Source organism: Streptomyces sp. NPDC001407 (assembly GCF_042895325.1).
Classification (GTDB): Bacteria; Actinomycetota; Actinomycetes; order Streptomycetales; family Streptomycetaceae; genus Streptomyces.
In genome coordinates this window covers 128,916-151,614 of record NZ_JBIAWF010000012.1, presented here as the reverse complement: position 1 = coordinate 151,614, position 22,699 = coordinate 128,916, and the positions used below count along the sequence as shown (strand labels likewise).

At 70.3% G+C, this 22,699-nt stretch carries 16 protein-coding genes; 4 read left to right on the top strand and 12 right to left on the bottom strand.

The features are described 5' to 3' along the window. Nucleotides 1-119: 119 nt before the first annotated feature. Nucleotides 120-521: an NTP pyrophosphohydrolase gene (locus ACFY1P_RS18465; RefSeq protein ID WP_390751135.1), complete on the top strand. Its 402-nt coding sequence runs from the start codon at nt 120-122 to the stop codon at nt 519-521. On the opposite strand, the gene ACFY1P_RS18460 is transcribed toward ACFY1P_RS18465, so the two are convergent. The 3 genes from ACFY1P_RS18460 to dxs all read right to left on the bottom strand — a co-directional run bounded on the left by ACFY1P_RS18460 (nt 493) and on the right by dxs (nt 5,785). Then, nucleotides 493-2,034, bottom strand: coding sequence for an ArnT family glycosyltransferase (locus ACFY1P_RS18460; protein ID WP_390751134.1), 1,542 nt, complete (start codon nt 2,032-2,034; stop codon nt 493-495). The two genes, ACFY1P_RS18465 and ACFY1P_RS18460, sit on opposite strands and share 29 nt — an antisense overlap. An 89-nt stretch (nt 2,035-2,123) precedes the next feature. Continuing rightward, nucleotides 2,124-3,620, bottom strand: a complete 1,497-nt coding sequence (locus ACFY1P_RS18455; protein ID WP_361530616.1) for an amino acid permease — start codon at nt 3,618-3,620, stop codon at nt 2,124-2,126. 224 nt (nt 3,621-3,844) lie between these two features. After that, nucleotides 3,845-5,785, bottom strand: coding sequence for a 1-deoxy-D-xylulose-5-phosphate synthase (dxs, locus tag ACFY1P_RS18450; protein ID WP_390751133.1), 1,941 nt, complete (start codon nt 5,783-5,785; stop codon nt 3,845-3,847). A gap of 398 nt (nt 5,786-6,183) precedes the next feature. Between dxs and ACFY1P_RS18445 the strand changes: the two genes are divergently transcribed. Continuing rightward, nucleotides 6,184-8,208, top strand: coding sequence for a putative Ig domain-containing protein (locus ACFY1P_RS18445; RefSeq protein WP_390751132.1), 2,025 nt, complete (start codon nt 6,184-6,186; stop codon nt 8,206-8,208). A gap of 223 nt (nt 8,209-8,431) precedes the next feature. Here ACFY1P_RS18445 and ACFY1P_RS18440 read toward each other — a convergent pair whose 3' ends face one another. The 6 genes from ACFY1P_RS18440 to ACFY1P_RS18415 all read right to left on the bottom strand — a co-directional run bounded on the left by ACFY1P_RS18440 (nt 8,432) and on the right by ACFY1P_RS18415 (nt 14,328). Beyond that, nucleotides 8,432-9,772 (bottom strand): sugar ABC transporter permease, encoded by a 1,341-nt coding sequence (locus ACFY1P_RS18440; RefSeq protein ID WP_390751131.1) that lies wholly within the window; start codon nt 9,770-9,772, stop codon nt 8,432-8,434. Next, complete coding sequence (locus ACFY1P_RS18435) at nt 9,769-10,572, bottom strand: ATP-binding cassette domain-containing protein (protein ID WP_361526129.1); 804 nt, start codon at nt 10,570-10,572, stop codon at nt 9,769-9,771. Before ACFY1P_RS18435 ends, ACFY1P_RS18440 begins: the two co-directional genes overlap by 4 nt. Before the next feature lie 43 nt (nt 10,573-10,615). Next, nucleotides 10,616-11,719 carry a substrate-binding domain-containing protein gene (locus ACFY1P_RS18430; RefSeq protein WP_361526127.1) on the bottom strand — a complete coding sequence of 368 codons (1,104 nt, stop codon included), beginning with the start codon at nt 11,717-11,719 and terminating at the stop codon, nt 10,616-10,618. A gap of 176 nt (nt 11,720-11,895) precedes the next feature. Beyond that, nucleotides 11,896-13,095 carry an ROK family protein gene (locus tag ACFY1P_RS18425; RefSeq protein ID WP_390751130.1) on the bottom strand — a complete coding sequence of 400 codons (1,200 nt, stop codon included), beginning with the start codon at nt 13,093-13,095 and terminating at the stop codon, nt 11,896-11,898. 139 nt (nt 13,096-13,234) lie between these two features. Beyond that, complete coding sequence (locus tag ACFY1P_RS18420; protein ID WP_361526121.1) at nt 13,235-13,483, bottom strand: DUF397 domain-containing protein; 249 nt, start codon at nt 13,481-13,483, stop codon at nt 13,235-13,237. Beyond that, entirely contained in the window at nt 13,480-14,328 is an 849-nt protein-coding gene (locus ACFY1P_RS18415) for a helix-turn-helix transcriptional regulator (RefSeq protein WP_361526118.1), read from the bottom strand. The genes ACFY1P_RS18420 and ACFY1P_RS18415 overlap by 4 nt, the downstream gene beginning before the upstream one ends. Before the next feature lie 155 nt (nt 14,329-14,483). Between ACFY1P_RS18415 and ACFY1P_RS18410 the strand changes: the two genes are divergently transcribed. Beyond that, nucleotides 14,484-14,885: an ATP-binding protein gene (locus ACFY1P_RS18410; protein ID WP_390751129.1), complete on the top strand. Its 402-nt coding sequence runs from the start codon at nt 14,484-14,486 to the stop codon at nt 14,883-14,885. Between the two features lie 47 nt (nt 14,886-14,932). On the opposite strand, the gene ACFY1P_RS18405 is transcribed toward ACFY1P_RS18410, so the two are convergent. Genes ACFY1P_RS18405 through ngcE form a run of 3 tightly spaced genes read right to left on the bottom strand, consistent with a single transcriptional unit; the run spans nt 14,933 to nt 18,270 of the window. Beyond that, nucleotides 14,933-15,853 (bottom strand): carbohydrate ABC transporter permease, encoded by a 921-nt coding sequence (locus ACFY1P_RS18405; RefSeq protein WP_390751128.1) that lies wholly within the window; start codon nt 15,851-15,853, stop codon nt 14,933-14,935. A gap of 11 nt (nt 15,854-15,864) precedes the next feature. Continuing rightward, a complete protein-coding gene (locus ACFY1P_RS18400; protein ID WP_361526112.1) occupies nt 15,865-16,788 on the bottom strand; it encodes a sugar ABC transporter permease in 924 nt (307 codons plus the stop codon). A gap of 39 nt (nt 16,789-16,827) precedes the next feature. Then, the gene (gene ngcE, locus ACFY1P_RS18395) at nt 16,828-18,270 is read right to left on the bottom strand and encodes an N-acetylglucosamine/diacetylchitobiose ABC transporter substrate-binding protein (protein WP_361526110.1); all 1,443 of its coding nucleotides are present in this window, start codon (nt 18,268-18,270) and stop codon (nt 16,828-16,830) included. 449 nt (nt 18,271-18,719) lie between these two features. On the opposite strand from ngcE, the gene ACFY1P_RS18390 reads away from it, so the two are divergent. Beyond that, nucleotides 18,720-22,685, top strand: coding sequence for a GH92 family glycosyl hydrolase (locus ACFY1P_RS18390; RefSeq protein WP_390751127.1), 3,966 nt, complete (start codon nt 18,720-18,722; stop codon nt 22,683-22,685). The last annotated feature ends 14 nt before the right edge of the window (nt 22,686-22,699 follow it).

Here is a 22,699-nt window from a genome sequence, read left to right as displayed (position 1 = left end):
CGGGCCTTTCCGCGCCCGGCCGCAATTGCGCGCCGCGCGGACCCCTTTTGTCGACCCTCGACAATAACATCGTGGGCGCCGCCGAATTCCGCGCGGAATTGACGTGGGAGGCTGGTCGCATGACTGCTCTCCTCGTCGTGGACGGCGCGAATGTCGTCGGTTCGGTGCCCGACGGCTGGTGGCGCGACCGCCGTGGCGCGGCCCGGCGGCTGCGGGACCGGCTCGTCGCGTACTCGGCGGAGGGCGACGGCGCGGCCCTGCCGCCGGGAGCCGTCGAGCCACCGCTCGCGTCCCCGCCGGAGATCGTACTGGTGGTGGAGGGCGCGGCACGCGGCGTCGAGCCGGTGCCCGGGGTGCGGGTGGCGGAGGCGGACGGCAGTGGCGACGACCGGATCGTCCAGGTGGTCGCGGAGCGGGCACCGGGCCGGCGCTGCGTGGTCGTCACCGCGGACCGCGAACTGCGCGGGCGCGTAAGGGCACTCGGCGCCGAGGTCACGGGGCCCCGCGCGGTCCTCCCGTAGCGGGCGGGACGTCCGCGGCCGCGCCCGCCGGGGCGTAGAGGACCGCGCCGTCGGCCGTGCCCACCCGCTCGTAGCCCCGGTCCAGGACCGCCCGCAGCGAGGGCAGCCGGGCCGGGCCGTAGGGCTTGCCGCGTGAGTCGTCGACGATGAGCGCGGGCGGACGGCGGGTCAGCTCGCGGCGGAAGACGGGCCAGGAGCCCGGCACGCCGTACGCCTCGCCGACGTGTGAAGGGCCGCGTCCCCCGCTGTAGTTGGTGAGCAGCCCGGCGGTCAGGAAGCGGCCGGCGGGCGGGCGGTCCGCGAGCCAGTACGTCTCGGGGTGCATGCCCCAGCACAGCACCCGGGCGGTGGGCGCGGTGCGCTCGCGGACGGCGCGCGCCACCTTGAGGGTGTGCGGCAGGTCGGGCGGCTGGTCGGCGAGGCCCCAGGCCAGGAAGAACGCGCAGGAGAGGGCGGAGAGCGCGAGCGAGGTGCCCAGCAGCCGCCCGTCGAGGGCGGCCAGCGCCGAGGTGCCCAGCAGGGTGAGCGGCGGGATCAGCTGGAGGTAGTAGTGGCCGAAGAAGTGGAAGCCGGTGGCGACGGCCACGGCCGAGGCGGCGAGCCAAAGCCACAGCTCGGGCGGCGCGGCGCGGCAGCGGTCCAGCAGCCGGCGGGCGACCGGCAGCAGCAGCCCGGCGCAGCCCACGGCGAGGGTGCTCGCGTTGGACACCGCCTGGCCGGCGGCGAGCGCGACGGCACCGGCCGCCGAGGCGTACGTCCCGGAGCCGGTCACGGACCAGAACAGCAGCCGGGCGGGGCCGGTGGCGCAGGCGACGGCGGCGGTGGGCAGGAGCACGCCGAGGGCCAGGGCGGTGGCGCCGACGGCCCGGTGGCGCGCGGTCCACAGCAGCAGGAGTACGGGGGCGAGGACCGCTCCCCCGGTCTGCTTGGTGAGCATGGCGGCGGCGACGGCGAGCCCCGCGGCGCCCCAACGGCGGCGGTCCGCGCACCACATGGCGGCGACGGTCCACGGCACCATGAACACCTCGAAGGCCGCGGCCTGGGTGTCCTCGGGGGCGAGGGCGATGGACGCCAGGAGATAGAGCGCGCCGGCCGCGCGCCCGGCCCGTTCGCCCCAGCGGCGGCGGGCGAGCGAGGCGAGCAGGACGGCGGTGAGCAGCTGGGCGAGGACCGCGAGGGCCTTGAGGGGCAGCAGGGTGCGGTCGCCGAAGAGAGCGAAGCACAGTTCGTAGAGCCAGGGCAGCACGGGCGGCTTGCGGTCGACGACGGTGCCGTAGAGGACGGCGCCGTGGGCGAGCATGCGGGCCTCGGTGGCGAGGAAGCCCTCGTCGGGGTTCCACAGCGGGTGCAGGAAGGACGGCAGCCGGGTGACGGCGGCGAGGGCCGCGAGGAGGGGCAGCAGGCGTGGCCAGAAGGCGTCGCGGTTCCCCGGCGGGGCCACGGGCCCGTGCGGGGCCCGGACGTGCGGTGCGGGGGCGGCGGCCGGGGCGGCCGCGCGCTGTGCGACGGGCATGCGGGTCAACCTAGGGGTAACGGCCTTGGGGGTGGCGCGGTCCGCACGGGGCGGGCGGGCGCGTGGTGGCGCCCGCCCGCCCCAAATGCTCAGGGCACGCGGCTGTGCCGGCGCCCGTAGACGAAGTAGATGACGAAGCCCAGCGCCATCCAGGCCGCGAACCTCAGCCAGGTCTCGGCGGTGAGGTTGAGCATGAGCCACAGCGAGGCCAGGACGGAGAGCACCGGCACGAGGGGGACGAGCGGGGTGCGGAAGGCCCGGTGCAGGTCGGGGCGGCTGCGGCGGAGGAGGATGACGCCGAGGGCGACGACGACGAAGGCGAAGAGCGTGCCGATGTTGACGAGTTCGGCCAGGACGTCGATGGAGGTGAAGCCGGCGAGCACGGCGACGACGACGCCGAGCAGGATCGTGGAGCGGTAGGGCGTGCCGAAGCGGGGGTGGACGCGGGAGAAGATCCTCGGCAGCAGCCCGTCCCGGCTCATCGCGAAGAAGACCCGGCTCTGGCCGAGCAGCAGGATCATGCAGACGGTGGTGAGGCCGACGGCCGCGCCGAAGCTGATCAGCCCGGCCCAGAAGGGGTGGCCGGTGGCCTTGAAGGCGTCGGCGAGCGGGGCGTCGGTGGAGAGCTCGCTGTAGCGCTGCATGCCGGTGACGACGACGGAGACGGCCACGTAGAGGACCGTGCAGATGGCGAGCGAGCCGAGGATGCCGCGAGGCACGTCGCGCTGCGGGTTGCGGGTCTCCTCGGCGGCGGTGGCGACGATGTCGAAGCCGATGAACGCGAAGAAGACGACGGCGGCGGCGGAGAAGATGCCCATGAGGCCGAAGTTCGACGGCGAGAAGCCGAACATCAGCTGCACCAGCGGGGCCTTGATGTCGCCGCCGGCCTTGGTGGGGACGGACGCGGGGATGAACGGGTGGTAGTTGGCGCCCGAGATGAAGAACGCCCCGACGATGATCACGATCAGGACGACGGTGACCTTGATCGCGACGACGACCGTCGTCACCCGGGAGGACAGCTTCATCCCGAGGACCAGGATCCCGGTGAGCACGAGGACGAGCGCGCAGGCGAGGATGTCGAAGCCGAAGCGGCCCGCGTGGGTGCCCTGGAGGCCCACCGGCAGGTGCCAGCCCGCGTTGTCCAGCAGCGAGCGGATGTACCCGGACCAGCCGACGGCGACGACCGCGCAGCCCAGGGCCAGCTCCAGGACCAGGTCCCAGCCGATGATCCAGGCGGGCAGCTCGCCGAGGGAGGCGTACGAGAAGGTGTACGCGGAGCCGGCGACCGGCACCGTGGAGGCGAACTCGGCGTAGCACAGCGCCGCGAGCCCGCAGACGACGCCCGCGAGGACGAAGGCGAGGGCCACCGAGGGGCCCGCGTTCTCCTTGGCGACCTTGCCGGTGAGCACGAAGATGCCGGTGCCGATGACGACACCGACGCCGAAGACGGTGAGATCGAGGGCGGTGAGGGACTTGCGGAGGGCGTGCTCGGGCTCCTCGGTGTCCCGGATGGACTGCTCCACCGACTTGGTCCGGAAGACGCCGCGCCTTCCGGGGCTGTTCCTGAGGGGTTGTTCCGTACTCATCGGCCCACCTCCTGCTCGACCCGTCGCTCATCCGTGAACTGAGCGAGTGTCCGCGATGTTCGGGCCCACGCGGGGCGGGGCCCGGCCACCGCTCTCAGGATTCACCCGATGGGACGCACCCGGCAGTATGCGGACGGGTCACGCTTCCACCCGGATAGGGGGCGCACGCGCGCAGGCCGGGCTCGTCGGAACGAGCCCGGCCTGCGCCGGATGGAGCGGGACCGCTAGTCGCGGGCGACCTCGGCGGCCGGCTCGGCCTCCTCGTAGCGGCCGTCGAGCTTCGAGACCAGACCCGTCACCTGGCGTGCGATGTCCGGCGCGGTGAGCCCGATCTCCGCCATGACCTCCTTGCGGGAGGCGTGGTCGAGGAAGCGCGGCGGGATGCCGAAGTCGCGCAGCGGAAGGTCGACGTCCGCGTCGCGCAGCGCCTGCGCGACGGCCGAACCGACGCCGCCCACACGGCTGTTGTCCTCGACGGTGACCACGACCCGGTGGCGCGCGGCGAGCGGCGGCAGCGCCTCGTCGACCGGCTTGACCCAGCGCGGGTCGACGACGGTCGAGGAGATGCCCTGCTGGTCGAGCAGGCCGGCGATCTCCAGGCACATGGGGGCGAGGGCGCCCACGGACACGATGAGGACGTCGGGGCGGGCGGTGCCGGCGGCGGGCTCGCGCAGGACGTCCATGCCGCCGATCCGGCCGACGGCCTCGACGGCCGGGCCGACCGCGCCCTTGGAATAGCGCACGACGGTCGGCGCGTCCTTGACCTCGACGGCCTCGCGCAGCTGCGCGCGGACCTGGTCGGCGTCGCGCGGGGCGGCGATCCGCAGGCCGGGGACGACCTGGAGGATCGACATGTCCCACATGCCGTTGTGGGAGGCGCCGTCGGTGCCGGTGACCCCGGCCCGGTCCAGCACGAAGGTGACGCCGCACTTGTGCAGCGCCACGTCCATCAGCACCTGGTCGAAGGCACGGTTGAGGAAGGTGGCGTACACCGCGAAGACCGGGTGCAGGCCGCCCGTCGCCAGACCGGCCGCCGACGTCGCCGCGTGCTGCTCGGCGATCCCGACGTCGTAGACGCGGTCGGGGAACGCCTTGGCGAACTTCTCCAGGCCGACGGGCTGGAGCATGGCCGCGGTGATCGCGACGATGTCCTCCCGCTCGCGCCCGAGCTCGACCATCTCGTCGCCGAAGACGGAGGTCCAGTCGGCACCGCCCGAGGAGACCGGCAGGCCGGTGTCCGGGTGGATGACGCCGATGCCGTGGAAGCGGTCGCCCTCGTGCTGCTCGGCGGGCTTGTAGCCGCGGCCCTTCTGGGTGAGACAGTGCACGATGACGGGCCCGCCGAAGCGCTTGGCGCGCTGGAGGGCGGATTCGAGGGCCTCGATGTCGTGGCCGTCGATCGGGCCGATGTACTTCAGGCCCAGGTCCTCGAACATGCCCTGCGGGGCGATGAAGTCCTTGAGGCCCTTCTTGGCGCCGTGCAGCGTCTCGTAGAGCGGCTTGCCGAGGACGGGGGTGCGCTCCAGCAGGTCCTTGCCACGGGCCAGGAAGCGCTCGTAGCCGTCGGTGGTGCGCAGCGTGGCCAGGTGGTTGGCGAGGCCGCCGATGGTCGGGGCGTAGGAGCGCTCGTTGTCGTTGACGACGATGACCAGCGGGCGGTCCTTGGCGACCGCGATGTTGTTGAGCGCCTCCCAGGCCATGCCGCCGGTCAGCGCGCCGTCACCGATGACGGCGACGACGTGGTCACCGGCGCCGCGGACCTGGTTGGCCTTGGCGAGGCCGTCGGCCCAGCCGAGCACGGTGGAGGCGTGGCTGTTCTCGATGACGTCGTGCTCGGACTCGGCGCGCGAGGGGTAGCCGGACAGGCCGTCCTTGGCGCGCAGCCGGGAGAAGTCCTGGCGGCCGGTGAGCAGCTTGTGCACATAGCTCTGATGGCCGGTGTCGAAGAGGACCTTGTCCTTCGGCGACTCGAAGACGCGGTGCAGGGCGATGGTGAGCTCGACCACGCCGAGGTTGGGGCCGAGGTGGCCGCCGGTCTTCGCCACGGCGTCGACGAGGAAGGAGCGGACCTCCGCGGCCAGCCGGTCGAGCTGCTCCGGGCTCAGCCGGTCCAGATCGCGCGGTCCCCTGATGCGGGTCAGCAGCGCCACCCGTGCCTCCTTCATCGAGCTGTACGAGCCTGTCGAGCTTGCCGGTCTGTCGAGTCTAATGTTCCGCCCGCGGTGGCGGTGAACGGGTGGTGCGAGCTATGTCACGCGATCGGCCCAGCGAGGCCGCGAACCGTGTGAAATGCCGGGTGGGATCCCTTTCGGGGCACATGGCCACCCCGTGCCGCAGAGGTGTGCGGGGATCCCGCCGATAGCAAGCCTTTGCTGTTCGCTCGGTTGTCCCTTGGGAACGGTCGTCGCTACGTTCGACGCATGCCACCACCCACCGGGGTGGCACTTTCCGAGGGGGAATTTGTCATGCACTCGACATTTCCCTGCGCTCCGGCGACCCGCCGGCTCCCCCTCGGCCTCTTTCATTCACGGGCGACATCCGACCCCCCATGGAGGGCTGTTCCGTGCAAGCCAAGAGACGGCAGACGAAGAGAACCTTCCGCTCCAGACGGCCGTCGGGCCGTGCCACCACCGCGCTGCTCTCGCTCGCGGCGCTCGTCACCGGCGGCCTGACAGCCGCCTCCCCCGCCGCCACCGCGGCCCCGCACACCACCACCGCCACCGCCACCAGCAGCACCGCCGCCCACACCAAGCGGCTCTGCTCCCAGGCCACCGCGCCCGGCAGGATGTCCTGCCTCGCCCTGGCCCGTACGGACATCCAGCAGCACCAGGGCATCTCGCCCGGGATCATGCCCTCCGGCTACGGCCCGGCCGACCTCAGCAGCGCCTACGCCCTGCCCGCCGGGGCCGGCTCCGGCGCCACCGTGGCCATCGTCGACGCCTACGACGACCCCAACGCGGAATCGGACCTCGCCGCCTACCGCTCGCAGTACGGGCTGCCCGCCTGCACCACGGCCAACGGCTGCTTCAAGAAGGCCGACCAGAACGGCGGCACCTCCTACCCCACGGCCGACTCCGGCTGGGCCGGTGAGATCTCGCTCGACGTCGACATGGTCAGCGCCGTCTGCCCGCAGTGCCACATCCTGCTGGTCGAGGCGAACAGCGCGAACATGGACGACCTCGGCGCCGCGGTGAACCGCGCCGTGACCATGGGCGCCAAATACGTCTCCAACAGCTACGGCGGCAGCGAGGACGCGACCGACCCGACGTCCGACTCCTCCTACTTCGACCACCCCGGCGTCGCGATCACCGTCAGCTCCGGCGACAGCGGCTTCGGCGTCGAGTACCCGGCGGCCTCACGCTTCGTGACGTCCGTGGGCGGCACCTCGCTCAGCCGCTCGGGCAACGCGCGCGGCTGGACCGAATCGGTGTGGGGCTCGAGCGCGGGCGGCCAGGGCGCCGGATCCGGCTGCTCCGCCTATGACGCCAAGCCCGCCTGGCAGCACGACAGCGGCTGCGCGAAGCGGACCGTCGCGGACGTCTCGGCCGTCGCCGACCCCGCCACGGGGCTCGCGGTCTACGACACCTACCAGGCGGCAGGCTGGAACGTCTACGGCGGCACCAGCGCCTCCTCGCCCATCATCGCCGCGGTCTACGCCCTCGCGGGCACACCCGCCGCGGGCAGCTACCCGGCCTCGTACCCCTACGCGCACCCCTCCGCGCTCAACGACGTCACCAGCGGCGCCAACGGCAGCTGCAGCCCGTCCTACCTGTGCACCGCGGGCACCGGCTACGACGGACCGACCGGGCTCGGCACCCCCAACGGCACCGGCGCCTTCACCTCCGGTTCCACCGGCGGCAACACCGTCTCGGTGAGCAGCCCCGGCGACCAGAGCAGCACGGTCGGCACGGCCGTCTCCCTCGCCGTCAAGGCCACCGACTCCGACACCGCCCAGTCGCTCACCTACAGCGCGACCGGGCTGCCCGCCGGGCTGGCCGTCGACGCGAGGACCGGCGTCATCAGCGGCACGCCGACCACCCCCGGCACGTCGCACGTCACCGTGACCGCCCAGGACACCACCAAGGCCACCGGCAGCGCCTCCTTCACCTGGACCGTCAACACGGCCGGCGGCGGCTGCACGGCCGCCCAGCTGCTGGGCAACGCGGGCTTCGAGAGCGGCACGGCGGCCCCCTGGACCGCCACCTCGGGCGTCATCGACAACAGCGCGTCCCAGCCCGCCCACTCCGGCTCCTGGAAGGCATGGCTCGACGGCTACGGCAGCACCCACACCGACACGCTCGCCCAGACCGTGAGCGTCCCGGCGGGCTGCCACGCGAGCCTGAGCTTCTGGCTGCACGTCGACACGAAGGAGACGGGGAGCACGGCCTACGACACCCTGACCCTCAAGGCGGGCACCACCCAGCTGGCCTCCTTCTCCAACGCCGACAGCAAGAGCGGCTACGTGCAGAAGACCTACGACCTGTCGTCGTACGCGGGGAAGACGGTGACGCTGACCTTCACCGGCACCGAGGACTCCTCCCTGGCGACCGACTTCGTCATCGACGACACGGCGCTGAACGTGAGCTGAGGTGATTGGGGGGCTGCCCCCGGACCTCCTGGCACCTCGATCGCCGGCCCGGCTGCTCCAGCCGGGCCGGCGATCGGGGCCGCCTGCCGTCGGCGGAGTGAATCACGCATCCACACCGGCCACATCCAGCCCGTCCGGCGATTGAGGACACCGCCGCGCAGCGGTGGTGCGGGAACAACACCACCCGCACCCCACCACAGGATCCGCCGGCCGGGCGCGAGCGCTACGCGCGCCCCGCGCTCCGCTGTGTGCGGCGCGACAGCGAGTCGATGACCACGGCCGCCAGCAGCACCGCACCCGTGATCATGTACTGCACCGCGGACGCGATCCCCAGCAGCGCCATGCCCGAGGCGATGGACTGGATGACCAGCACGCCCAGCAGCGCGGACCACGTCTTGCCCCGGCCGCCGAAGAGGCTCGTACCGCCGATGACGGCCGCCGCGATGGCGTTCATCAGCAGGCTGCCCGACCCGGAGGACTGGTTCGCGGCGTTGATCTGCGAGGCCAGGAACATCCCGCCGAGCGCCGCCATCGTCCCGGAGAGCGCGAACACCGAGATCCGGACCGCCGGGACGTTCACACCCGCCCGGCGGGCCGCCTCGACACTGCCGCCGAGCGCGAAGACCTTGCGCCCGTACGGCGTGCGGCGCAGCACGAAGTCGAGGGCGACCACGACGCCGAGGAAGATCACCACGGCCAGCGGCAGGCCCTTGTACTGATTGAACAACCAGGCCACCACATAGGCCGGGACCGCCAGCGCCGCCGTGCGCAGGACAATCTCGCTGAGCGGCCGGCTGGGGACGCCCGCGGCCTCGCGGCGCCTGCTGTCGCGGAACGACAGCAGGAAGAACGCGGCCACGGCCAGGGTCGCCAGGCCGTAGGCCGCGGAGATGTCGGTGAAGTAGTGGTTGGTGAGGTCGGCGACCAGACCCGTGTCGTCGAGGTTGATGGTGCCGTCGGAGCCGAGCACCTGGAGCATCAGGCCGTTCCAGCCGAGCAGACCGGCCAGGGTCACCACGAACGCGGGCACGCCGATCCGGGCGAAGAAGAAGCCGTGCAGCGCGCCGATCAGCGCCCCCGAGAGGAGCGCGAGCACGAACGCGAGCCACTCCGGCATGCCGTGATGGACGTTGAGCACGGCGAAGACGGCGGCCGCCAGGCCGCTCACCGAGCCCACGGACAGATCGATCTCACCGAGGATGAGGACGAAGACGATGCCGACCGCGATCAGGCCCGTGCCGGCGGCGGTGACGAAGAGGTTGGAGAGGTTCTCCGCGCCCAGGAAGGCCGAGTCGCGCAGCTGGAAGATGACGGCGATCATGATCAGCCCGACGACGACGGGGAGCGAACCCAGCTCCCCGCTGCTCAGCTTGCGGCCGAATTCGCTCCAGTACCCGGCGAAACCCTCCTGCCGGACCAGCAGCCTGGGGTCGACGGGGATCACGGTGCCCTCGGCGGGCGCCTGGCCGTTGCCGCCGGGAGCCCCGCCGTCGTGGGACTCGCCGTTGTGGGACTCGCCGTTGTGGGACTCGCCGTTGTGGGACTCGGACAGATTCGTGCTCACGGATTCCCCTCCGCCCTCTCGCTGTCGCCCTCGCCCTGCCGACGGGCCACACGGCGCGTGACAGCGTTGTCAGTGGCACCGGTGATGGCGGAGATGATCTCTTCCTGGGAGGTGGCGCGCACCTCGAAGGTGCCGTTGTTGCGGCCGAGCCGGAGCACGGCGACGCGGTCGGCCACGGCCCGCACGTCCGCCATGTTGTGGCTGACGAGGATCACGCCGAGGCCGCGCTCCCGCAGCCGTTCGACGAGGTCGAGGACCTGCGCGGTCTGCTCGACGCCCAGCGCCGCGGTGGGCTCGTCGAGGATGACGACCTTGGGCTCGCCGAGCAGGGAGCGGGCGATGGCGACGGTCTGGCGCTGCCCGCCCGAGAGCGAGGCGACGGGGATGCGGACACTGGGGATCCTGATGGACAAGGTGGCGAGCAGTTCCCGGGCGCGGCGCTCCATCTCGACCTCGTCGAGCACCCCGGCACGGACGATCTCCCGGCCGAGGAAGAGGTTGCCGACGACATCGAGGTTGTCGCACAGCGCGAGGTCCTGGTAGACGGTCGCGATGCCCAGTTCCTGGGCGATGTGCGGCCGGTCGACGGTGACCTTCCGGCCCTCCCACTCGATCACCCCGTCGTCGGCGGGGCCGACTCCGGCGATGGTCTTGACCAGGGTGGACTTGCCGGCGCCGTTGTCGCCGACCAGGGCGACCACCTCACCGGGAAGGATCTCCAGCTCCACGTCGGTGAGCGCCTGGACGGCACCGAACCGCTTGGAGATCCCGCGCAACGCCAGCACGGGCGCAGCGGACACGTTCATCAACTCCTTCGCCGCCTCAAGACGGCACGCTGGGGGCTCACTTCAGTCCGGCCTTGTCGCACTGCGCCTTGTATTTCGCGGTGCAGATCTCGTCCAGGGTGAAGAAGCCCTCCTTGCCGACGTACTGCGCGATGTCGGGCTTGGTGAGGGCGAAGGGGGTGACGATGACGGAGGGAATCCTCTTCTCGGAGCCGCTGTCCACGGCCGACTTGGCGATGCCGTCGGTCTTCTCGCCCTGTGCGAGGGCTACGGCCAGTTCGGCGGCGGCGTCGGCCTCGGGCTTGTAGGGCTTGTAGACGCTCATGAACTGTTCGTCGGAGAGGATGCGCTGGACCGCGGAGAGCTCGGCGTCCTGGCCGGTGACCGGTGGCAGCTTGGCGAAGCCGGCGCTCTTGAGGGCCGTGATGATGCCGCCCGCCATGCCGTCGTTGGCGGAGTAGACGCCCACGATCTTGTCCTTGCCGAGCGAGGAGATGGCGCCCTTCATGTTGTCGTTGGCGTTCTCCGGCTTCCACTCCTTGGTGTCGTACTCCTTGCCGATGGTGACCTTCCCGTCGAGCACGGAGTGGGCGCCGTCCTTGTACATCTTGGCGTTGGGGTCGGTGACGGAGCCGTTCATCATGACGATGTCGCCCTTGGCGGCGTTGTCGCCGAGTTCCTTCAGCAGGGATTCGCCCTGGATCTTTCCGACGCGCTCGTTGTCGACGGAGGTGTACGCCTTGACGGGACCCTCGGCAAGCCGGTCGTAGGCGACGACGGGAATTCCCTTGCCGTTCGCCTTCTTCACCGAGCTGGCTATGGACTTCGCGTCGACCGCGTCCACGATGAGCGCGTCGACCTTTTTGGTGATCATTGTGTCGACCTGCTGCTGCTGAACCGAGGCGTCCTGTTTGGCGTTCTCGTAGAGGACCGTCGTCCGCGTGCCCGCGAGTTCCTTGATCTTCTTCTCGATCAGCGGTTTGTCGAATCGCTCATAACGGGCGGTCTGGTTTTCCGGCAGAAGGAGGCCGATGGTCAGCGAGCCCTTCTTTTCCTTCTTGTCCCCGCCACCGGCTTGTTTGGCACTGCCACAGGCCGCGAGACCCGCTGCCATCGAGACGGCCGCCACGACGACGGCAGCACGCCGCATATGCGTGTTCACTTGCAGATACCTCCCTGACGAGGCCGCGTCGTCGCGGCCGAGGTGGCTGGAAGTCAACTCGGCCCCCAAGGGGGCGTCAAGAAGTAAATCCTTAACGAGATGGCAACGGTGCCATTCGTTATCTGCGTGAACTCAAGATACGGCCGTGGCGTGCTGTCGGAAAACGCTGACGGCCGTCAGGAGGGGACCGGAGCGTCCGCGGGGCGGGAATCGTCCAGCAGCGTGGAATCGCCCATTTCGCTCAGGACGAGCGCCAGCGCGCCCAGCACCTCGGCCCGGCCGCCCAGCGCGCCGGGGACGACGTCCAACTGCCGCGCGGCACTCGGAATGGCATAGCGTGACACGGATTCGCGGATCGGGCCGAGCACCAGCTCGCCGGAGTCCGCGAGATCGCCGCCGAGCACCACCCGGCTGGGGTTGAGGAGGTTGCAGAGGTTGGCCACGCCGCTGCCGATGTGCCGGCCGACGTCCCCGATCACCCGTCGGCATCCGGGGTCGCCCTCGCGCGCGAGCTCCACCATGCGGGCCACGGTCAGATCGGTGCCGTGGGCCGAATGGAGCAGGGGCAGCACATAGCGGGCCGCGGTGAAGGTCTCCAGGCAGCCGCGGTTGCCGCACCGGCAGACCGGCCCGGCCTCGTCGAGCGTGATGTGCCCGATCTCGCCCGCGGTGCCGCCCGGGCCTCGGTAGATCTGCCCGTTGATCACCAGGCCGGCGCCCACGCCGCTGGCGACCTTGATGTACGCGAGGTCGCCCGCTCCGCGGCCCGCGCCCCAGACCAGCTCGCCCAGCGCGCCGAGGTTGGCATCGTTGTCGACGTGCACGGGGACGCCGATGCGGGCGGCGAGGTCGTCGCGGGGGTTGGTGCCCGCCCAGCCCGGCAGGATCGCGGTCGAGCCCAGCGTCCCGGAGGCGACGTCGATCGGGCCGGGCACGCCCAGCCCCACTCCGACGATCTTGGCGGGGTTGATGCCCGCCTCCGCGATCAGCCGCTTGACCAGGTGCTCGGCCCGGTCCAGGCCCTGGGCCGCGGAGGCGTCCACGTCCAGCGGCTCGGCGTCCTCGGCCAGCACCCGGTGCGCGAGATTGCCGATCGCCACCCGCAGGTGCGTGTGCCCGAAGTCGACGCCCACGACGATCCCGGCGTCACCGGACAGGGAGACGCTGCGGGCCCGGCGGCCGCCGGAGGAGGTGGGGGTGACCTCGACGGTCCCGCCGTCCTTGAGCTCCCGCACGATGTTGGAGACCGTGGCCGCCGAGAGGCCCGTGGCGCGGGCGATCTCCGCCTGGGTGAGCGAGCCCGCCATGCGCACGGCCCGCACGACCCGCTCCAGGTTGGCCCGGTGCAGCGACGACTGCGACCCCGGAGTCTCCACGATTGCCCACTCCCGCCTCGCCGGGTACGGCACGACCGCCGCCCCGCGGCCGGGCCACAGCACTGGAGCCCAGCCATCCGTACAACATATGAACTCTAAGCTGAGCTGTCCGGGGTAACCCCCGTCAAGGCCCTGAACCCTATCGAGCGCCCGCACGTGGCCTGTGGGCGGGCCGGGGACCGTCCAGGACGCCGGATCTCACCGCCCGCAGCAGGGCCGCCCAGGCGTCCGGCGCGGGCGTCAGGACGGTGCGCGGCCGGTCGCTCTCGCGGAACCGCAGCCGCCCGCCGGGGCCGGGCGCGGCCTCCAGGCACTCCTGGCCGCCGCCGCTGCCGGAGAAGCGGGACCGCTGCCACCGCACGGGGGCGCCGGGGCGCGGGGCGGTCACGCCCGTACCGCCAGCTTCTTGATCATGTCGAGGGAGGCGTCCGGGGCGAGCGCGAGGGACCGCAGGGAGTCGAAGAGCACGCGGTAGCGCCGGACGTCCTCCTCACGGTCCAGACAGGCGGCCGCGGCGAGGCTGTCCGTCATGACGACGTCCATGCCGGACGCGAGCAGGCCGTAGATGACGAACGGCCCGTCCAGTCCGCCGTGCACCCCCGCGTCGAACGGCAGCACCTGGATCCGCGCCCGCCCGCTCTCCGCGACGCGGGCGAGGTGCCCCAGCTGGCCGCGCATCACGTCCGGCCCGCCCACCTCGCAGCGCAGCGCCGCCTCGTAGACCACCGCGGTGAGCTCGGGGGCGTCCGGCTTGTCGAGCACCGCCTGCCGGGTGGTGCGGGCCGCGACGCACCGCTCGGCCGCGTCGTCGCCGTAAGCGTGCCGGCCGCCCTTGAACAGCGCGCGCATATAGCCGGGGGTCTGGAGCAGACCGGGCACGAGCACGGTCTGCCAGACCTGCACGGAGACGGCCTTGGACTCCAGGTGCGCGAGGTCGGCGATGCCGGGAAAGGCGCTCACGTAGGTGTTCCACCAGCCCTGGCGGCGGCCCTCACGGGCGAGGTCCACCAGCGAATCGACCAGCGCCTGATCGGTCACCCCATATGCCTTCAGCAGGCCACGTAGCTCGAATGGGCGAATCCCATTGGTGCCGGTCTCGATGCGGCTGATCTTCGCCTGTCCGCACTCCAGCGCCTCCGCGGCATCTTCACCTGACATACCCGCCGCTTCGCGGAGCTTGCGGAGCTCCGCACCGAGGCGCTTCTGCCGGATAGTTGGGGGCTTCTGCGGCATGACAATCCTCCCTTCCTTTGGGCAGAGAGTCTGCCTGCACACACCCCGTGAGCACAGTCACTCACAGGGACGAAAGCCCACCGAATTTATGCACTCGCGGTCGATCCCATCCCACTCTTGATGCCCCTCCTGTTTCCCCCCGAACGGAGCCCACAATGTGCGAGGACCCCCAACTGGCCACCGCGGACTGGTGGTACACACACCGGATCCCTGCTCAGCCCTGGATGATCAGCATCGTGCGCGACTCCCTGCGGCTCGCGCTGCAACGCCACGGCCGCCTCGATCTCGCCGACACCGCCTGCCTGTTGGTCACGGAGCTGGTCACCAATGGCGTGGTGCACACCAAATCACCGGTGACCGTGGACCTCAGCTGCCGCTCCGGTGTCCTGCGGGTCGACGTGCACGACACCAGCCCCGAGGTCCCGGCCCTCGTCAGCGCGGGCCGGGACGACGAGTCGGGCCGCGGGCTCACCCTCATCGACAGCTGCGCGAGATCCTGGGGCGTCCGCCCGGCCGCGCAGGGCTCCGGCAAAGCGGTCTGGTTCACGCTCCACTGATGATCCGGTACGGCCCCGGCGCGACCCCGACGGCCCTTTTCCCACGGCTATTTCAGCGCGCCCGCCGTCAGGCCCGCCTGGACCTGCCGCTGGAAGAGGAAATAGACGACGAGGACCGGCAGCATGGCGATCACCATGCCGGCCATCAGACCGCCCCAGTCCCCGTCGTAGCCCTGCTGAAGGGCGATCTGGGCGAGACCCTGCGTCAGGACGTACCGGTGCTCGTTCTGGTTGAGGACCATGGGCAGGAGGTACTGGTTCCACTGGCCCAGGAAATTGAAGATGCCGATGCTGATCAGGCCCGGCTTGGCCATCGGCAGCATGACCTGGAAGAACGTCCGGGTGTGCGAGGCCCCGTCGATCATCGCGGCCTCGGCGACCGAGGTCGGCAGCGTACGGAAGAAGGCCGTCATGAAGAAGACGGTGAACGGCAGCGAGAAGGCGATGTAGACCAGGATCAGCCCGGGGTACGTCGCCAGCAGGGACACTCCGGGGAAGTCCCGCAGCACGAAGAACAGCGGGATGACCAGCATGAAGACCGGGAAGGACATCCCGGCCACGAAGAGGTAGTAGATGAAGCGGTTGCCGGGGAAGGAGAAGCGGGCCAGCACATAGCCCGCCATCGAACCGAGCACCATCGTGCCGGTCACCGAACACCCCACGACGATGATGGTGTTGGCGAAATACCGGCCGATATTGGCCCGCTCCCAGGCGTGCGCCCAGTTCTCGAAATGGAACGAGCGCGGCAGCGACCACGGTGAGCTCAGGATGTCACCGCTGCTCTTGAAGGAACTCCACAGCACCCAGATCAGCGGCAGCCCCACCATGACGGCCCAGAGGACGAGAATGCCGTGCGAGAAGACGTTCAGCACCGCGCCCTCGGACCGGGGGCGCCCGGCGTCCCGCCCGCGCCGCCGCCCGGTCTCGGCCGCTTCCTTCGCGGGTACCGCGCCTGCTTCCGTCGTCATTCGTCGTACCCCTAGAACTCGATCCGCTCACGACGCGCGAAGCGCATGGTGAGCACGGCGAACAGCAGAGTCACGATGAGCATGGCGATGCCCATGGCCGAGGCGTAGCCGAATTGGCTGTCGCGGAAAGCGGTTTGATAGAGCCGCAGCGGGACGACGTCGGTCGCGCCGTCCGGGCCGCCCATGTTCACCGACATGATCTGCACCAGCGCGAAGGCGTCCATCGCGATGATGCCCATGTAGACCCAGCCGGTCTGCACGGTGTCCCACAGCAGCGGCAGGGTGATCCGGAAGAACGTATGGGCGCGGCCGGCGCCGTCCAGCAGCGCCGCCTCGTAGATGTCCCGGGGGATGGAGGCCATGGCGGCCGAGAAGAGGACCACATAGAAACCGACGTTCGCCCAGACCATCACCAGCATGATGCAGGCCAGCGCGATGCTCTTCTCCCCCAGCCAGGCGCTCTGCAGGGAGTCCAGACCCACGGACCCCAGCAGGGAGTTGAGCATGCCGTCCGAGGGATCGGGGTTGTAGATGTTGAACCAGATCACCGAAATGATGGTGATGGAGATGACCTGGGGGAAGAAGAAGACGAATTTGTAGAACTTCGATCCGCGCACCCCGGTGACCACCGCGCCCCGCCGTGCCCTGCCGCCGACATTGAGCATGAAGGCGAAGAACAGGCCGAGCGCCAGGGTCACGATGGGCACGAGCACCAGCATGATGACGTTGTGCTTGAGCGCGTTCCAGAATTCGTCGCTGTGCACGAGCTTGTCGTAGTTGTCGAACCCGATGTATTTCGCCGCACCCTTGAGACCGCTCCAGTCGGTCATCGCGATCTGGAACGCCTGGACGAACGGCGATATCACAAAGATCGCGTAGACCGCCAGCGGCAGGGCCAGGAACCCCGCGATGAACCGGTACTTGCCGTGCTGCATGCCGCCTCCCGGCCCTTGTCTCATCGGCCGCCGGACCCGTCAGGCCGACCGGTGGAACTTGGTGACGGAACTGTCCTTGGCGGTCTCGTCCGCGTACTGCTGCGTCTTCTTGATCCACTCGGCGGCCTTGAGGTCACCGGTGAGCAACTGGCTGGTCAGGCCGCCCATCTTCTCGTCCGTCAGCTTGGGGTACCACTCCTGCAACTGGATCATCAGCAGGTTCTGGTTGCCGCCCGCGCCCTTGACGGCCTGCGCGGCCGAGGCCAGGCCCGGGGAGAGCGAAGCGCCTTCGGCACCCTGCATGTTGCTGGTCAGGGAATGGACCTTCTGCGCGAAGTTCTGCGCGTGCTTCTTGGAGAGCATGATGCGCAGCAATTCCATGCCGCCCGTGGGGTTCTTGCCGCCCTTGGCGACGATGAACGGCTCGCTGGGCTCGGCGCGCAGCGTGCCGTGCGGCATCTTGTCGCCGGAGCCGCCGTCGAAGAGCGGGCCGACGGCCATGCCGAAGTCCTTGGGGGTGGTCGGGGTCGCCTCGTTCTCCACCCAGGAGCCGTTGGGGATGAAGACGGCCTTGCCCTTGGTCCAGGAGGTCTGGGCCTGGATATGGGTCAGGCCCTGGCTGCCCGCCAGGAAATACCCCTTGGCGGCGAGCTCCTCGTAGTGCCCGATGACCTGCTTGACCGCGTCGTTGGACGTCCAGGCGTTGGGCTCCAGATTGTCGATCGCGATCCACTTGTCCAGGCCGCCGATCTTGGCGATCTGCGGGAAGATGTTGAAGTGGACGTAGTAGGGGTACTTGCCCGGGTAGGTCCAGGGCGCGATGCCCGCCTTCTTGATCTCCTCACAGAGCTTGATCATGTCGTCGAGGGACTTCGGGTAGCTCCATCCCTTGTCCGACAGCAGCTTCTGGGAATACCAGGTGCCGTAGACGGTGAAGGCGTAATAGAGGACGTCGAAGGCGTCCTTGTGCTTGCCCTTCTCGATGGCGCTCGGATAGAGGATGTCCCGGACCTTCTTCTTGGGATCGTCCGGCGAGGCCGCGTCGAGCAGCGGGGTGAGGTCGAGCAACTGCCCTTGTGAGGACAGCTTGTTCATGTCCAGGTGGTCGGCGCCGGAGTTGTCGATGACATCCGGAGGATTGCCGCCGGCGAAGCGGGGCTGGAGCTTGGGGCCGATCTGCTGGGTGCCGGTGTGCTTGACCTCGGCGCCGTAGGTGGACTTGTAATCGGCCTCGGCGTCCTTGGCGTACTGATCACCCAGGCCGCCCTTGAAGATGAACGCGTCGAGCGGGGCGCCGTTCTTGACGCCGAGCGGATTCTTCTCCGACTTCTTGCCCTGATCGCCCTTGTCATCGCTCTTGTCGTCGCTGCCACCACCGGTGGCGCACGCGGTGAGCACACTCATGGACGGCACCGCGATCAGACCGAGTGCCGCGGTCCGCTTGACCAGATCTCTCCGGCTGAATTCCGATGTGGATCCCATGCTCAAGTCCTCGCCTTCTCCAGGACTCAGGCGGTGTGGCGGTCTTTCCCTCGCGCACCGTGCGAACCGGCCAAGGACGAAGGGCCCGACACCGCGGGTCAGTTGAAGCTTGGTGTGCTGGGTGTGCGCCGGGATCGGTGCCGCTCCCACGGCGCTCCCGTCCGCCGCTCTCCCCCGGATCCGCCGCGGCGGCCTGCGGGCCGCCCCGGACGCCGACAGGTATAGTCCACTTCACATCAACTGGGCAAGATCGAAAGCGGCTTTGACCGTCAGTCTTTCCCGAGTTGAGACCTCCTCAACCTACGCCGCCCCACGGCGACACCAACATCCGGACCCTTGACACCACTGGCGTCTCACGCCCTACTTATTTCTGCGCGACTCGGTTGACAACGTTGTCGGTGATGGCCGGTGGCTTGTCGGTGGCTGTCGGTTTCGTGGAGAGGCGAGGGATGCGGCAGAGTCAGCGACAGGGATTCCGCCACCGGTGGCGTACGCTCACCCGCCCCCTGGCCCTCCTCACCGCCGCCCTGGTGGTGACGACCACTCAGACTCCGCACGGGGCCGCGGCCCTGGCCGCGGCGGCCGCCGCGCGGGAGCAGGCCGCCTCCCAGCGCTTCAGCTCCTCCTTCGAGCCGGGCGAGCCGCAGCCCGATTGGCGCAACGCCGTGGAGAGAGGGCCCGACGGCCGGCCGCGGGCTGCCGGGATAGACGGCAGCGACGCCGCGGGCATCCCCGGCAACATCACCGACAAGGTCACCGCCGTCCGGGCGAGCGGGGAGAACGCCGGGGCCGGGGAGGTCAAGGAGAACCTGATCGACGGCGAGCCCACGACCAAGTGGCTCACCTTCGACCGGACGCCCTGGCTGGAATTCGAGCTGTCCGAGCCGGCCACGGCCGTGCGCTACGCGCTGACCTCCGCCAATGACGCCCCCGGGCGGGACCCCAGGGACTGGACGCTCAAGGGCTCCGACGACGGACACAGCTGGACGGTGCTGGACGAGCGCAAGGACGTCCTCTTCGGAAAGCGCCTCCAGACCAAGGAGTTCTCCTTCACCAACCGCACCGCCTACCGGCAGTACCGGCTGGACATAACGCGCAACGACGGGGACGGCATCACCCAGCTGGCCGACCTCCAGCTGGCGACCGCGGACACCGGCGGCCCACCGCCCCCGGACATGCGCAGCTACGTCGACAGCGGGCCCACCGGCTCGTCGACGGCCAAGCCGCGCGCGGGCTTCACCGGCACCCACGCCCTGCGCTACGGAGGCAGACACCAGGCCACCGGGCACGCGTACGCCTACAACAAGATCTTCGCCGTGAAGGTCGAGGTCACCCCGGAGACCCTGCTCTCCTACAAGATCTTCCCCTCGATGCCCGAGGCCGATCCGCGCTATCCGGCCACCCATGCCGCGCTCGACCTCGCCTTCACCGACGGCACCTATCTGAGCGAGCTGGGCGCCGTCGACCAGCACGGCGCGCGCCTCACGCCGCAGGGCCAGGCCGACTCCAAGACCCTCTACGTCAACCAGTGGAACGCCAAGGAGTCGCGGATCGGCGCGGTCGCCGCGGGCAAGACCGTCGCCCGGGTGCTCGTCGCCTACGACTCGCCGGTCGGCCCGGCGCGCTTCCGCGGCTGGGTGGACGACATCTCGCTCGCCCCCGCGCCCGTGGAGAAGCCCGCGGCGCACCTGGCGGACTACGCCGTGACCACGCGCGGCACGCATTCCAGCTCGACCTTCTCGCGCGGCAACACCTTCCCCGCCACCGCCGTCCCCCATGGCTTCAACTTCTGGACCCCCGTCACCAACGCCGGCTCGACGGACTGGCTCTACCAGTACGCCGCGGCGAACAACGCCGACAACCTCCCCACCATCCAGGCCTTCAGCGCCAGCCACGAACCGAGCCCCTGGATGGGCGACCGGCAGACCTTCCAGGTGATGCCGTCGGCCGCCACCGGCACCCCGGACGCCGGGCGGACGGCCCGCGCGCTCCCCTTCCACCACTCCCACGAGATCGCGAAGCCGCACTACTACGGCGTCACCTTCGACAACGGCCTGAAGTCCGAGATCGTCCCCAGCGACCACGCGGCCCTGATGCGTTTCACCTTTCCGGGTGAGAACGCCAGCGTCATCCTGGACAACGTCCGGGACCAGGGAGGGCTGACGCTCGACCCCGGCCACGGCGTGATCACCGGCTACTCCGACGTGCGCAGCGGGCTCTCCACCGGCGCGGGACGACTCTTCGTCTACGGCGTCTTCGACGCGCCCGTCACCGCCGGCGGCAAGCTCGGCGGCCCTCCCGACCTCCCGTCCAGCGCGATCAGCTCGGCCGACCCGGACGGCACGCGGCGCGCGGACGACGAGGGCAGCCGGGGTGACGGCGTCACCGGCTATCTGCGCTTCAAGCCGGGCCAGGACCACACGGTGACGCTGCGCATCGCGACCTCCCTCATCGGCGTCGACCAGGCGAAGGCCAACCTCGACCAGGAGATCCCGGCCGGCAGCTCCTTCGAAGAGGTCCACGACCGCGCCCGCGCCGCGTGGGACGAGGTCCTGGGCCGGGTCGAGGTCGAGGGAGCGAGCCGGGACCAGCTCACCACGCTCTACTCCAGCCTCTACCGCCTCTACCTCTATCCCAACTCGGGCTTCGAGAACACCGGCTCGGCCGCGCATCCCCACAGCCGCTACGCCAGCCCCTTCAGCCCGCCCGCCGGCGAGTCCACCCCGACCCGTACCGGCGCGAAGATCGTCGACGGCGAGGTCTACGTCAACAACGGCTTCTGGGACACCTACCGCACCGCCTGGCCCGCGTACGCCCTGCTGACCCCGGGGCGGGCGGGCAAGCTCATCGACGGCTTCGTCCAGCAGTACAAGGACGGCGGCTGGATCTCCCGCTGGTCCTCCCCCGGCTACGCCGACCTGATGACCGGCACGAGTTCGGACGTCGCCTTCGCCGACGCCTACGCCAAGGGCGTCGGCTTCGACGCCGAGGCGGCGTACGCGGCGGCGCTGAAGAACGCCACGGTGGCGCCGCCCAATCCCGGCGTGGGCCGCAAGGGCATGGAGACCTCCGTCTTCCTCGGCTACACCAGCACCACGACGCGGGAGGGCATGTCCTGGGCGCTGGAGGGCTATCTCAACGACTACGGGCTCGGGCGGATGGGCCAGGCGCTGTACGCGAAGACCCACAAGGCCCGCTACCGCGACGAGTCGGCCTATTTCCTGAACCGCGCCCGGAACTACGTCAAGCTCTTCGACCCCGCCGTCGGCTTCTTCCAGGGCAAGGGCCCGGACGGCACCTGGCGGCTGCCGCCCCAGCAGTACGACCCCCGCGTCTGGGGCAACGACTACACCGAGACCAACGGCTGGAACTTCGCCTTCCACGCCCCGCAGGACACCCGGGGCCTGGCCGGTCTCTACGGCGGCAGGGCCGGCCTCGCGAAGAAGCTCGACGCCTTCTTCGCCACTCCCGAGACCGGCTCTCCCGAGTTCGCCGGTTCGTACGGCGGGGTCATCCACGAGATGACCGAGGCCCGGGACGTCCGCATGGGGATGTACGGCCACAGCAACCAGGTCTCGCACCACATCGCCTACATGTACGACGCGACCGGCCGGCCCTGGCGGACGCAGGAGAAGGTCCGCGAGGTGCTGTCCCGCCTCTACCTCGGCAGCGAGATCGGCCAGGGCTACCCGGGCGACGAGGACAACGGCGAGATGTCGGCGTGGTACGTCTTCAGCGCCCTCGGCTTCTATCCGCTGGTGATGGGCAGCGGGGAGTACGCGATCGGGTCGCCGCTGTTCACGCGGGCCACCGTCCATCTGGAGAACGGGCGCGACCTGGTCGTGAAGGCACCGCGCAACAGCGCCCGCAACGTCTATGTGCAGGGCCTGCGGGTGAACGGCGAGAAGTGGACGTCGACGGCGCTCCCGCACTCCGTGGTGGCGAAGGGCGGGACGCTGGAGTTCACCATGGGCCCCCGGCCCTCGTCCTGGGGCAGCGGCAAGGACGCGGGGCCCACCTCCCTCACCCAGGGCGACGCGGTGCCGGAGCCGGAGGGCGATCTGACGGCACCGGGCACCTCGGCGCTCACGGACAACACCTCGGCCACGGAGGCGACGTTCACCGTGGCACCGCTGGAGGTGCCGTCCGGCTCGCGCGTGACCTCCTACACCCTCACGTCGGCCGACCGCACCAAGGCTCCGGGCGGCTGGGTGCTCAAGGGGTCGACGGACGGCGAGACCTGGACGGAGGTCGACCGGCGCGCGGGCGAGTCCTTCGCCTGGGACCGGCAGACCCGGGTGTTCTCGGTGCGCACACCGGGCTTCTTCCGCCACTACCGCCTGGAGACGGTGGCCGGTGAGGGCACACTCGCTGAGATCGAGCTGATCGGCCCGAGATCCCCACATAGTGATTGACAGGTAAAGAAAAT